This window comes from Gulosibacter molinativorax, from assembly GCF_003010915.2.
GTDB lineage: Bacteria > Actinomycetota > Actinomycetes > Actinomycetales > Microbacteriaceae > Gulosibacter > Gulosibacter molinativorax.
On sequence record NZ_CP028426.1, the window covers coordinates 423870 to 435759 of the forward strand.

Consider the following 11890-nt stretch of genomic DNA (forward strand, 5'->3'; position numbering starts at 1 on the left):
CTGTCGCGCCATCGTCTTCTGCGCATGGCGGTTCACCCCAGCCCGATCCCGGCCGGCCGCACCCACGACGACGAGCGCGGCCGATCCTGCGGCTCGAACACATCGAACGACTCGAACACCGACGCCTCATCGGTAACCGTTCGTTCAGCGCGGCGATCCCGGATGCTGCGAACACCGTTACGAGTTGCTCGGTAGGCGTGGCCTGGTGCACGGCGGGCACGGTGTGCGAGTTCGGTCTGGAAGTTGATGCCGCGGCCAGCGATCCGGGCGGTGCTCGACGCGATCAGATCGGTGGGGCGTACCCACGCAATCCCACGCCCCACCCGCGAACCAGGACCAGTGCTGGTGGTGAGCGAGGGGTCGCGGTGCACAGCGAACGCCGAACGCTCCGCCTCTGACCCCTCCACCGACTCCAGCCGAACATCCAGTGGCTCAGTCCGGTTCGTCTCTGCAACGTCGTTCACGATGTCTCCTCCTTCACTTCAGCGCCGAACCAGCGGCCCACAGTCGACGGGTGCACGCCCAGGTGCCGGGCGATCTGCTTGTTCGACCACCCCTCCACCTCCCGCAGTTGCGCCGCCTCCTCCCGCCGCTCGCTTACCGGCACCACCGGGACCGGCGGCTTGGACGTCGGTGCGTCTTCCAGCCCCGGCACGGCATCACCTGTTGTCGCCACAGCGCGCACGACCGGCGCCAGGTCCGGCACGGTCTCGTTTGCTTTCGTGATCGGCGCGACGGGGCGGGTGAGCATGACGGTCAAATGAGTGATTGCGAGCAGCACGAGCGGTGGGATCGCGGCGACCGATGCGGCAAGGACGCTGGGAACGTCGGTGTCGGCGGCGATGATCGCGTGGATCGCATTCGCAGTCACCGACACCACAGCCCCCGCAGCAAGCAACGTCCAGGGATACCAAGTAGGTCGGTGCTGGCTGGCGAGAGCGACGACGGCGACGGTCGCGACGACGATGATGCCGTCCACGATCAACGGCCACGCCCACGCCTGCCGCGCATCAATCCCAGACCGCCGAGCCAGATCAGCAAGCGCCGTGAACGACAACCAGAACGCCCCCGCTGCGATGAACACCGTGCCCGTGATCGCCGTGACCACTGCCAACTGGCGGCCCCGCGGCATCACCGTCTCCGCAGTGTTCATGAGAGCACCCGCCCCGGTGATTCGCGCACGAGATGCCGCCGATCCGCCACGGGCTCTGCGTCAGCACGGTGCATGGGGTAGGTGGTGCGGTAGGCGGAACGGATCGTCGCCATGATCTCCCGTGACCTCAGCCCCGCGTGTTCGGCCGCAGGCCCGAGGGCTTCGAGAGTCGCATCGGGAGGGGTGCCGGCTTCGGCGAGACGACACGCAGCCCAGAACAGGCCCCGGTTCCGCTCACCCTCGCCACGCCCAGCCACCCAACCGGCAAGCACCTTCGCATCCGAACCCCGCGGCTCGAACCGTGACGCACGGGCACGGTCGAACGGCACCGGGGTGCGGGTGTCGAGGAAGTCGCGCAGCCGCGCTGCATCCACCGGTGCCGGGGTGTTGCCTGCGACGATCAGCCGGTACGGGGTCCGTACCCCGCCGGGGCGGAGCACGCGGGAGGGCGGGGCGATGATGTATCCGCCGTCACCCCGAAAATCGACGTGCGCCCGTGCCGCTTGCCACGACGACTGCGACCGATCTGGGTCTGCCGGATAGTACGCGTGCAGCCCGCCGGAAGGCGTGCGCACCAGCGACGCCCACCCCGCAGCGAGGCCTTCACGATGTGCGGTGCGGAAAGCGGGGAATCCGGTGCCGGTGGAGTGGACGTCGACATCGACGACCTCCACTCCAGACGGGGTGCCGGTGGGGACCCCGATGTTCGCCGCCGGCCACCTCGACCACCAGTCCGCAACCTGGGCTGGATCGCTGGTGGCGTCGTGGAACCCGCGACGCACCAGCGGCCGCTTCTCACCCGGCACACACGGGAACACCGGAACCCCCGCCGCCGCGAACCGCGCCGCAGCTTCGGGGAGCGGCATCCGGCTGACTTCGGAAAACAGATCAAAGGCACCCATCAGAGGCTCCTCGCTGAGGATGCGACCGGGCGGCGCGGCTCCTCGCTCAACGGATCAGCCGCCGTCTCGACCGCCGTCTCGGGTGGCTTCTTCGCTGCGGTGTCGCGACTGAGGCCGGGAGGGTCACCGTTGCCGATCTGCGCAGTGGGGAGCTGATCGAGAATCGCAGCGGCACTCTTTCGGACTCGTTCGCCGGTGGCTTGGACGACTTCAACCGGGGACTTCTCCGGCACCGTCGCTGCCCACCACGACACATACGGCACCGTGTAGTCACTCGTGTCCATGCCGTGAGCTGCGGCGACCATCAACGCGACCGAGTCCGCCTCCACTTCACCAATCCCGCGATGCCCGGTCGCATCGGCGTTGTCTGGTCCGTGGAGGAGCACGTGGGCGAGCTCGTGCACGAGAGTCTTCACCTGTGCCGCCTCGGGCATGTTCTCCCGCACCGCCACCGTCCGCGCACCGAAATCGGTGAGGCCGTTCGCGCCACGGATCATGCCCTCGTGCGACACCCGCAACACCGTGAACCCCTGCGCCTCGACTTGCGCGGCGATGCCCTTCCAGAGCCCATCGGGTGCTTCGCCTTCGAGCAACCGGGGTGACGGCGGGACAGGTATCGGATCACCCGCGGTCTGCGAAACATCCCACACATAGGCGGGGCGAACACCGACCATGCGGGACCGCACCGCCTCACCCGGCTTCGGCTTCTCGAACCGGCCAAGCCTTCGCCACGACTCCGCCACCTTCGGCGTGAACGACGCGAAACGGCCCGTGACGGGCGCGAGGATCATGTACCCCGACTGGCCCTTCTCCACTTGCCGGCCGAGCGCCTGCCACTGCTTGAACCCCGCCACATACGACGGCACTGGCTCCGGCACTCGGCCTGCCTCGAACGCTGCCTGATGCTGCACGAAGATCAGCAGCGTGTTATTGAACGAACGGGCACGGAACCGGGCCGCGAACTCTAACGCCTGCTTCCAGTCCTCACCCGACACCAACGACTCGACCGCGCCGGTGAGCTGTTCATGGAGGGCATCGAGCTTCGCATCTCGCGCACCCGCGCCTCTTCGCTGGTCGCCATCGTCGTGCTCCTTCCGCAGGTACCCGCAACACGGCGGGTGACCTCTGCGACCAGAAGGTGCGCGAAGGGACTCAGGAAACGCAATCGAGACGGACGACGGACAGAAAGTGAGCGACCGCCAGGTGCATCACTGAACCCGACGTGGTCAAACTCGGTCTAGCTCATTCGGGAGAGTCCTGGTGATCCGTGCGCAAAAAGATGAGCGTTTCACCCGGCAAGACGCGCGTTCACTCAGGGTTGAAGGGCGCCGGGACAACCTCGCTGATTCTGCGGTACTCGCTGGGGGAAACGCCGATACTCCGGCGGAACTGAAGTGCAGCGAAGTCAGGATCCCCCCAGCCCACCTGGGCTGCGATCTCAGAGATGGGCGCGTTATCCACACGCAGTAGGTGAGCCATGCGCTCGGCACGAAGCATCGTCAAGTAGGAGATCGGCGACTTACCAAAGGCCTCGACGAACACCCGCCGCAACTGAGACACGGACAAGTGCGCTCGGGCTGCGAGCTCAGTCACAGTCCAGTGCCGATCCAACTCCGCACGCAGGACCTGCGCGACCTCAAGAACCTCTGGACGTACCGGACGGAATTGACGATGACGTGGCACGGTGGGCGCCGATGCACTTCGCCGCGCGCCAGCTGTCCCTTCATTGGCAACCACAATGAACGGAACCAGAATGTCGAACACGGCGGAGACGAGCGATTGCGCTCGATAGAACCGATCAGGAGGAATGCCGTCTACGCTCAATGCAACCAACTCATCGAGCCATGGCATCATCAGTCCCGCCCTGTGCCTACCGATACGGACCACCTGGGTGGGTTCTGCGTAATGGGCGTCAAGGAACTGACTGGCGTCGAGCCGCTCATGGAACCGGGACGCGTACTGCCAGAACACTTGATCGATGACATAGTCTCGGTCAAGGTAGAGCGTCGTGGTCGAAATCCACCCCTCGGGCTCAGCGCCACAGAGAGTGTTCGCGGCCAGAATCACGACGTCACCCATGCTGACGAAGTGCACGCCAAACTCACTGAACAGTCGAGCTCTGCCCGCGCGAACGACGATGAACTTGAGACAGTCAAAAGCGATCGGGTCAACCGGGGCGTGTGCGACCTGGGTTCGGGCGAGGAGTGGCGAAAACGTGGCCACCGGCGCCAACGACACACCGTTGGGCCTCGTGAATACGTCCTGTCGACCATCGACCGTCACACTCGCTAATCGAAGGCTAGTCGCCGCCGAGAATCGAGTACCCCTAACGGTACCCATACGATGCGGGCCGAGAACCCTAACGCTGGCCTCGCACTGGACTCACAGAATCGAAGGTTGAGTCGGGTCTGTCACCAGAACATCGGTAGAAGTGACGCAAGGAACCCTACTACTGCGGTGCTGAGCATGGTGATCGCGAGAGTCCAGCATAAGCGCTCAGCGTGGGAGCGCTTATGAAGTTCAAGTCTCTCTGGATCGCGTTCTGATACGAAACCTGTGACGCTTGTCGATTCGCGGTCACGGATCTCGTCGCGTGCTGTCAGGGGGCGCGTGTAGGTGCGGTCCTGCACGCTCCACATCGCGATCGGTCTCTGGTCGAGGTCCTCGACGATGGTGACGTTCGTGGTGAGGCGGGGCCCGTCGATGGCGCGGATGATGAGGGCGGCGATGGCGAAAGGGACGCCGATGATCGCACCGATCCAGGACAGCAGCTCACCGATGATGCCGATGGTGTCGAGGATACTCAAGGTCGCGTCGGGTTTCCGAAGGTCAGGTGGTCATGCCGTCGAGACGGTAGCCCATACCCGGCTCGGTCAGGATATGCACCGGACTGGTGGGGTCTTCTTCGAGCTTGCGTCGCAGTTGGGAGACATAGAGGCGGAGGTAGCCAGTGTCTTCGGCGTGTTCGGTGCCCCAGATGGTGGTGAGGATTGTTTGGCGAGTAACGAGCTTCCCGGCGTTGCGGATGAGGATGTCGATGAACTGCCATTCCGTGGGGGTAAGGCGTATTTGCTTTTGCCCGTCGGGAGTATCGCGGGTGACGCTGTGCGCGGCGAGGTCGATGGTTACCGCACCGAGGTGGACGACGGGGGTGGCGTCTTCTGGGGGGACTCTGCGGGTAAGGGCGCGGATACGGGCGAGGAGTTCTTCGACGGCGAAGGGCTTGGTGATGTAGTCGTCCGCGCCAGCGTCGAGCGCTTCGACTTTGTCAGCGGCGCCGGCACGTCCGGAGACGACGAGGATGGGTGCCTGCGACCAGCCGCGGATGCCGTGGATGACTTCGATGCCGTCGAGTTTGGGCATGCCGAGGTCGATGAGGAAGATGTCGGGGTGGTGGTCGATCGCGGCTGCGATAGCTTCGGCACCGTCTGCTGCGGTGAAGATCTGGTAGCCCTTGGCGGTGAGGGTGATGCGCAGGGCGCGGAGGATCTGCGGGTCGTCGTCGGCGATCAGGATTCTCATGATTGCTCCTGGCTGGTGCTGGTGGTGTTGAGGGAGATGACCATGGTGAGCCCGCCACCGGGGGTGTCCTCGGGCGTGAGGGTGCCGTGCATTGCTTCGATGAACCCGCGGGAGAGGGCCAGGCCGAGACCGAGGCCGGTGGTGTTGTCGGTGTCGCCGAGGCGTTGGAAGGGCAGGAAGATGTCGTCCAGTTTCTCGGGCGGTATGCCGGGGCCGCGGTCGATGATGCGGATCTCGAGCCGGTCACCGAAGGTGCTGGTGCTGACATGGATCGGTGTGCCGGCCGGGGTGTAGCGGTGGGCGTTGGCGAGGAGGTTCACCAGGACTCGTTGCAGGAGTACGGGGTCGCCGTGGGCGAGCGCGTCGCCGTGGGCGAGATTGAGGGTGACGTCGGTCGGGCCGAGGTGGAGTTCGTCGAGGGCGGGAGCGATGGTTTCTGCCGGGTCGGTGGGGATATCGGCGATCGTCAGGACCCCTGCTTGTAGGCGGCTGACGTCGAGGAGGTCGGTGACGAGAGCCGCGAGGGCTGCGAGGCTCTCATCGGCGGTGTCGAGGAGTTCCTTCTTGTCTGTCAGCGCCAGGTCGGGGCCCGCCGCCTTCAACCCTCCGACCGCCGCGGCTGCGGCTGCAAGGGGGCGGCGCAGATCATGGCTGAGAGCGGAGAGGAGGGCGCCGCGTACCCGATCCGATGCCGCGATCGGTTCGATCTGCTGCGCCGTCTGGGTAAGGTGCTGGTGTTCGAGTGCGGCGGTGAGTTGGGCGGTGACGACCGCGAGGAGGCGTTGTTCCGCCGCAGCAAGGTCGGGGCCGTGCAGTTCCAGAGTGGTGTCGTCGGTGACGCGAATGCTGGTGTGGTGATTGTCGGGCAGCGGTTCCCCCGACCGGGCGAGCACGTCTTCGCCGCGCATGAGGCGGACGCCGGGAAGTTGGAAGGCTTCGCGGGTGCGGTCGATGAGCGCTTGGATCGCGTTGTCTGCGCGCAGGACGCTGCCGGCGATGGTCTGGATGAGTTCGGATTCGGCGGCGGATCTGCGGGCGGCGCGGGTGTAGCGGGCGGCACGGTCGACGATGAAGCTCACCAGACTCGCGATCACCACATACAGGATGAGAGAGAGGAGGTGGTGGGGCTGGTGGATGTGGATCGTGTAGAGCGGCTCGATGAACAGAAAATCCAGGGTGATCCCGGACAGCACCGCGGCGAACAGGGCCGGCCAGATCCCTCCGACCAGGGCGACGATGACGACGAGGAGCTGATACGCGAGGACGTCGGTGGTGATGGAGTCTTCGCTGCGGAACAGGGTCAAAAGTGCGGTGAGCGCGGAGTGCAGGCTGCTTAGGCGACCTTGGGCTGCTGCTGCGTGATGCAGTGAATGCCACCGCCGCGCGCGAAGAGCGGGCGGGCGTCGATGCCGACCACGGTGCGACCCGGGTAGACCTCGCGCAGTGTGGCGAGGGCGCGATCGTCTGCGGGATCGCCGAAGGCGCAGGCGAGCACCGCGCCGTTGAGCACGACGTGGTTGATGTAGCTGTAGTCGACGAAGCCTTCTTCGTCGCGCAGCGTCTCAGGTGCGGGCATGTCGATGATCTCGAAGCCTGCGGAGGTGTCGGTGCGGTACTCCTCGGCCACGGCGCGGTTGGTCTTTGCGATGACGTGATCGGGGTGCGATTCGGCGTCCTGGCGGTGCATGAGCAGCACCTCGGGCGTTGCGAATGCGGCGAGGATGTCGGAGTGCCCGCGAGTGCCGAAGGTGTCGTGGTCGCGGGTGAGGCCGCGGGGCAGCCACATGGCGCTGGTGGTGCCGATGGTGCGTGCGAGTTCGGCTTCGACCTGCTCCTGCGTCCATCCGGGGTTGCGGCCCGGATCGAGCTGCACGGTCTTGGTGAGGATGACGCGGCCGGTGCCGTCGACCTGGATGCCGCCGCCTTCGTTCGTCATCTCGGAGTTGATGAGTTCGGCGCCGGCGGCTTCTGCGACGATGCGGCCGATGTGCTGGTCTTTGTCCCACTGGGCCCAGTCCTGGCCGCCCCAGCCGTTGAAGATGTAGTTCACGGCACCGAGTCGGCCGTCGTCACCGATGACGAAGCTGGGCCCGATATCGCGCATCCAAGCATCGTTGAGGGGCGCGGTGATGCGGTCGATCTGCGCCGAGAGGTACTTCGCTGCGATGTCTTCGTCGCCCGGGTTGACGACGACGGTGACGGCTTCGAACTCGCTGGCGGCGTTCGCGACGGCTGCCCAGGTGGTGCGGGCTTCTTCGACCTCGGCCTCGGTTTCGCCGAGGGTGTAGCCGCTGGTCGGCCACGCGAGCCAGAGCCGCTCCTGCTCGTGTCCCTCGATGGGCATGCGCCAAGTAGTCATGTGGTTGCTCCTTGAATCTCGCGGCGCCACCTCAAAGCAGGCAAGCAGGCCGCTAGCGTGCCAGTTTACCTGGCGCGTGAGGGCTGTGTCTCGGTCGGCGCGGTGACGGGGTGCCGGGTTGCGGGACCGTGGGGTCGTCCCTCACCGTTCGCGAACCGATCGACGTTCATGCACAGATTTCTCGGGGATCGGGGTGTTTGAACCTCGATCGGTGCGGGAAGATGGCGCGAGGGGGACGAGGGGGCGAGGGGGTGGGGTGGCGAGAGGGTGGGGCGGCGGATCGCGATCCGCCCCTTCCGCATAAATCATCTATCACGCTAAGGTTTAGTTGGCGGGCGCAGCTGCCCACCGTTTGACGAACATCCAACGATGGAGATTGCAATGACGCAACACGTTTCCGTGACCGAGGTTTTCGAGCGCATCGCCGATGCTGGGCCGCTGGGCGCTCCGTTGGGCACCTCGACGACGGGCCCCACGCAGACCTGGCTTGAGGAGTTCACTTCGGATTCCGAGAAGGGCGTGCACACCGGTTTCTGGCGCTGCGACCCGGGTGTCTCGGAGTGGGACTTCGCCGATATGGGTGAGGTGATCCATGTGCTGCGAGGTCGAATGGTGGTGACCGAGCAGGGTGGCGAGCCCGTCGAACTCGGCCCCGGCGATGTGGCGTCGTTTCCTGTCGGTTGGAAGGGAACGTGGGAGATTACCGAGGCGCTTGAGAAGTTTTACGTGATGCTCTGAACTGTTGTGCGGGCAGGGGCCGGGGTCGTGAGATCCCGGCCTTTGTCGTCTCGGCGACATCTGCTCGATAAATTCATGCATCTGTGCATGAATTTGTTTCCAATGTGTTGCGATATCGATTTCGTTGCCGCGCATCGCTTGCGATTCAAAATCATCTACATGTAGTTTGTATTTGGCGATCCCGTTGGCGACGGCGGGTGCGCCACTACCAGCAGACGTACAAGGGAGTACTTGCGACCATGTCAGACAATACAACCGTCGTGGAGCACGACGAGGACGCGGCTCATCTCGCGTCCCTCGGCTATTCCTACGACACCACCTTCAAACGAGACATGACCTTCTGGGGCAACGTCTCGCTCGGTTTCACCTACTTGTCACCGATCGCCGGCGTCTACTCGATGTTCGCGATCTCGCTCGGCACCGCCGGGCCTCCCATGGCGTGGGCTGTGGTGATTGCCCTCGTCGGTCAGTTCCTCGTTGCGCTGGTGTTCGGCGAGGTTGTTTCGAACTATCCCGTCTCGGGTGGCGTTTACCCGTGGTCGCGGCGCTTGTGGGGTCGCAAGTGGGCGTGGATGAACGGCTGGATCTACGTGGTCGCGCTCGTCGGCACGATCGCCGCGGTCGCCTACGGCGCGGCTCCCTTCGTGGGTGCGGTGTTCGGTGCTGAGGTGAGCGCCGGCACGACGGTGGCGATTGCGCTGGGCACGCTCGTGGTGGCGACGCTGCTCAACTTCTCGGGCACGAAGGTGCTGAGCTGGGCTGCGACTGTCGGCCTCATCGCCGAGATGATCGGCGCGCTCGTGATCGGCGGCTACCTGCTGCTCTTCGGTCGCCAGTGGGACTTCTCGATCTTCTTCGACAACATGGGGATCGGTCTCGACGCCCCCGGTGGCTACCTCGGGGCGTTCGCGGCTGCAGCGCTGATCGGTATGTACGCCTACTACGGCTTCGAAGCCAATGGTGACGTGGCCGAGGAGATCAAGAACCCGAGCTCTGTGGTGCCCCGGGCGATGCGTATGACGCTCTACATCGGCGGTTTCGCGACGATCCTGCTCACCTTCTCCCTGACGCTCGCGGTTCCGAACTTCATGGCGGTCGCCGACGGCGAGGTCGCCGACCCGATCGCGGATCTGCTGCAGCAGGCTTTCGGCCCGGTCTACCCGGTCGCGATGGCGGTCATCGTGATCGCGTTCGTGTCATGCATCACCAGCCTGCAGGCCGCTGCGACCCGTCTTGTCTACTCGATGAGCCGCGACCACTTCCTGCCGGCGTCGAACTTCCTGTCGAAGTTCAACGAGCGCCGCCACGTACCGACGAACTCGCTGCTCACCGCGGCTTTCTTCCCGGCCATGATCTTGCTGCTCTCGCTGCTGCTCGAGGACGCCCTGACGGCGATGGTGAGCTTCGGCACCGTGGGCATCTACATCGGCTTCCAGATGGTGGTCTTCGCGGCGCTGCGAGCCCGCATCCTCGGCTGGCAGCCGGCGGGCAAGTTCCGGCTCGGTGCTTGGGCGTACCCGGTCAACATTCTCGCGCTCGTGTGGGGGTTGGCTGCGGTTGTCAATATCCTCTGGCCGCGTCCCACGGGCGGCGGCTGGGGCGAGGACTACCTGCTCATCATGACGACCGTCGGCGTTGTCGGCTTCGGCTGGATCTACATGCTGGCCTCGAAGGCGTACGCCAAGGGCGACGCGCCCGCCGGTGACGCGAGCGGGCCGATCCGCACCACGGTCTGATCCCGATTCGCCTCGCAACACACGACGGGAGTCCCGCCGCCCTGCCCCACAGAAGTCGGGGCAGGGCGGCGGGACTCCCGTCTCTCACTAGAAAGGACCCCGATGACCGACCTCGTCGTCGACCCGACCCCCTTCCTCGCCGTGGGTGAGGAGGATCCGGATGGCCCGCTGATCCCGATGGTGGTGTCACTCACCTTCCCAGGGATGGATGCCCTGTCGCACAGGCTGCAGGACGAGTTCACGCGGATCGCGTTCGACGCGGTGCGCGCGGCGGGCGGCAGGCCGCGGCTCGTCGATTCGGCCGGCGCGCGTCTGGCGTCAGCGGAGGAGGTGCTGGGCGGTGCTGACGGGGTGGTGTTCCTCGGTGGCGGAGATGTCGATCTCGATTGTTACGGCCACGGCGGCCCGCCGCCGGCGAATCTGTACGGTGTGGATCGTCGCGCCGACGATTACTGCATCGGGTTGATCCGCGACGCGGTGGATCGTGATCTGCCGACGCTTGCGATCTGCCGCGGCTCGCAGTTGCTCAATGTGGCGTTCGGAGGCACCTTGATTCCTGACATCGGCAACTGGCCGATGCATAAGGGCGGTCCCGGTGAGGAGCTCTTCATCGACGAAGAGGTCATACTCGAACCCGGCTCAGAGATCGCGCGCATTCTGGGGCGTTCGCGCGCCGTCGTGCGCAACGGCCACCACCAGGCCGTCGCGGAGGTCGCGCCCGCGCTGCGGGCGACGGCACACGCGCACGACGGCATCGTGGAGGCGACGCAGCATCGCGAAGCGGCTTGGGTGCTCGGGGTGCAGTGGCATCCTGAGGAACCGGATGCGGATGCGGCGGATCGGGCGCTGATCTTCGGCGAGCTCGTGCGTCGGGCCGCCTGAGCGCGTTCGGCGGTGCGGCTTCCGTTGTGGCCAACATGCCTTCGCAGGGGTGCACTATGAGTGAATAGTGCACCCCTGCGAAGGCGTGTGCAGGAGGCGGGGACCCTGAGGCCGAAAGCCAACGGTCGCCCGGGTCGGCTACACCGTGGCGGAGGCCGCTTCGAGCACGCCGGGCAGCCACTCGAGCGCGACATCGCTGCCCATGTCCCATGAAGAGGCGTCGTGGCGGCCGTAGTCACCCACCCGTTCGGCGCCCTGCTGCGCGAAGCGGCGGTCGATGTGCTCGCTGCCCTGGCTGTACGTCTCTTCATAGAAGGTGTCGCCGAGCCCGAACATGGCGTAGCGCACACCGGTGAGATCGGGCAGCGCAGCATCGAAGGCCTCGGCGAACGGGATCGCCGTGTTGGGTAGATCTCCCTCGCCGTGCGTGGAGCACACCACGATGGTGAAGCGCTCGGGGGTGAGCTCTGCCGGGTCGAAGTTCTGCAGGTCGAAGACCTCCACATCGTCGTGGGTCTCGCGCAGCTTCGCGCCGAGATCCTCGGCGATGAGCTCGGAGTTGCCGGATTCGGTGCCGTAGAGAACCGTGAACTTCACA

General features: G+C 65.6%; 13 protein-coding genes. 3 read left to right on the forward strand and 10 right to left on the reverse strand.

Annotated elements, in window-relative coordinates:
• Positions 1 to 32: 32 nt before the first annotated feature.
• The 9 genes from GMOLON4_RS02085 to GMOLON4_RS02125 form a co-directional block, all read right to left on the reverse strand.
• A complete protein-coding gene (locus GMOLON4_RS02085) occupies positions 33 to 464 on the reverse strand; it encodes a hypothetical protein (RefSeq protein WP_051267223.1) in 432 nt (143 codons plus the stop codon).
• On the reverse strand, positions 461 to 1153 hold the full coding sequence (locus GMOLON4_RS02090) for a DUF2637 domain-containing protein (protein ID WP_026937590.1): 693 nt from the start codon (positions 1151 to 1153) through the stop codon (positions 461 to 463). The genes GMOLON4_RS02085 and GMOLON4_RS02090 overlap by 4 nt, the downstream gene beginning before the upstream one ends.
• Positions 1150 to 2055 carry a bifunctional DNA primase/polymerase gene (locus GMOLON4_RS02095; RefSeq protein ID WP_051267225.1) on the reverse strand — a complete coding sequence of 302 codons (906 nt, stop codon included), beginning with the start codon at positions 2053 to 2055 and terminating at the stop codon, positions 1150 to 1152. The genes GMOLON4_RS02090 and GMOLON4_RS02095 overlap by 4 nt, the downstream gene beginning before the upstream one ends.
• Entirely contained in the window at positions 2055 to 3050 is a 996-nt protein-coding gene (locus tag GMOLON4_RS02100) for an ArdC-like ssDNA-binding domain-containing protein (protein WP_245575524.1), read from the reverse strand. The genes GMOLON4_RS02095 and GMOLON4_RS02100 overlap by 1 nt, the downstream gene beginning before the upstream one ends.
• A gap of 313 nt (positions 3051 to 3363) precedes the next feature.
• Positions 3364 to 4134: a helix-turn-helix domain-containing protein gene (locus tag GMOLON4_RS02105; RefSeq protein WP_265576764.1), complete on the reverse strand. Its 771-nt coding sequence runs from the start codon at positions 4132 to 4134 to the stop codon at positions 3364 to 3366.
• A gap of 332 nt (positions 4135 to 4466) precedes the next feature.
• Complete coding sequence (locus GMOLON4_RS02110) at positions 4467 to 4862, reverse strand: hypothetical protein (RefSeq protein ID WP_026937592.1); 396 nt, start codon at positions 4860 to 4862, stop codon at positions 4467 to 4469.
• 22 nt (positions 4863 to 4884) lie between these two features.
• Positions 4885 to 5577: a response regulator gene (locus GMOLON4_RS02115; RefSeq protein ID WP_026937593.1), complete on the reverse strand. Its 693-nt coding sequence runs from the start codon at positions 5575 to 5577 to the stop codon at positions 4885 to 4887.
• Positions 5574 to 6881 carry a sensor histidine kinase gene (locus tag GMOLON4_RS02120; RefSeq protein ID WP_051267229.1) on the reverse strand — a complete coding sequence of 436 codons (1308 nt, stop codon included), beginning with the start codon at positions 6879 to 6881 and terminating at the stop codon, positions 5574 to 5576. The genes GMOLON4_RS02115 and GMOLON4_RS02120 overlap by 4 nt, the downstream gene beginning before the upstream one ends.
• A gap of 29 nt (positions 6882 to 6910) precedes the next feature.
• Positions 6911 to 7936 (reverse strand): agmatine deiminase family protein, encoded by a 1026-nt coding sequence (locus GMOLON4_RS02125; RefSeq protein ID WP_026937594.1) that lies wholly within the window; start codon positions 7934 to 7936, stop codon positions 6911 to 6913.
• A 381-nt stretch (positions 7937 to 8317) separates the two neighbouring features.
• Here GMOLON4_RS02125 and GMOLON4_RS02130 point away from each other — a divergent pair, with 381 nt between their 5' ends.
• The 3 genes from GMOLON4_RS02130 to GMOLON4_RS02140 all read left to right on the forward strand — a co-directional run bounded on the left by GMOLON4_RS02130 (position 8318) and on the right by GMOLON4_RS02140 (position 11292).
• Entirely contained in the window at positions 8318 to 8674 is a 357-nt protein-coding gene (locus GMOLON4_RS02130; RefSeq protein ID WP_026937595.1) for a cupin domain-containing protein, read from the forward strand.
• Between the two features lie 239 nt (positions 8675 to 8913).
• On the forward strand, positions 8914 to 10410 hold the full coding sequence (locus GMOLON4_RS02135) for an APC family permease (RefSeq protein ID WP_026937596.1): 1497 nt from the start codon (positions 8914 to 8916) through the stop codon (positions 10408 to 10410).
• A 102-nt stretch (positions 10411 to 10512) separates the two neighbouring features.
• Positions 10513 to 11292 carry a gamma-glutamyl-gamma-aminobutyrate hydrolase family protein gene (locus GMOLON4_RS02140; RefSeq protein WP_026937597.1) on the forward strand — a complete coding sequence of 260 codons (780 nt, stop codon included), beginning with the start codon at positions 10513 to 10515 and terminating at the stop codon, positions 11290 to 11292.
• A gap of 138 nt (positions 11293 to 11430) precedes the next feature.
• Here GMOLON4_RS02140 and GMOLON4_RS02145 read toward each other — a convergent pair whose 3' ends face one another.
• Complete coding sequence (locus GMOLON4_RS02145; RefSeq protein WP_026937598.1) at positions 11431 to 11889, reverse strand: flavodoxin domain-containing protein; 459 nt, start codon at positions 11887 to 11889, stop codon at positions 11431 to 11433.
• Position 11890 lies beyond the last annotated feature (1 nt).

Coding starts and splice junctions, on each gene's coding strand:
- GMOLON4_RS02135 (WP_026937596.1), top strand. CDS start 8,914: ATGTCAGACAATACAACCGTCGTGGAGCACGACGAGGACGCGGCTCAT.
- GMOLON4_RS02125 (WP_026937594.1), bottom strand. CDS start 7,936: ATGACTACTTGGCGCATGCCCATCGAGGGACACGAGCAGGAGCGGCTC.
- GMOLON4_RS02115 (WP_026937593.1), bottom strand. CDS start 5,577: ATGAGAATCCTGATCGCCGACGACGACCCGCAGATCCTCCGCGCCCTG.
- GMOLON4_RS02130 (WP_026937595.1), top strand. CDS start 8,318: ATGACGCAACACGTTTCCGTGACCGAGGTTTTCGAGCGCATCGCCGAT.
- GMOLON4_RS02095 (WP_051267225.1), bottom strand. CDS start 2,055: ATGGGTGCCTTTGATCTGTTTTCCGAAGTCAGCCGGATGCCGCTCCCC.
- GMOLON4_RS02140 (WP_026937597.1), top strand. CDS start 10,513: ATGACCGACCTCGTCGTCGACCCGACCCCCTTCCTCGCCGTGGGTGAG.
- GMOLON4_RS02090 (WP_026937590.1), bottom strand. CDS start 1,153: ATGAACACTGCGGAGACGGTGATGCCGCGGGGCCGCCAGTTGGCAGTG.
- GMOLON4_RS02105 (WP_265576764.1), bottom strand. CDS start 4,134: ATGGGTGACGTCGTGATTCTGGCCGCGAACACTCTCTGTGGCGCTGAG.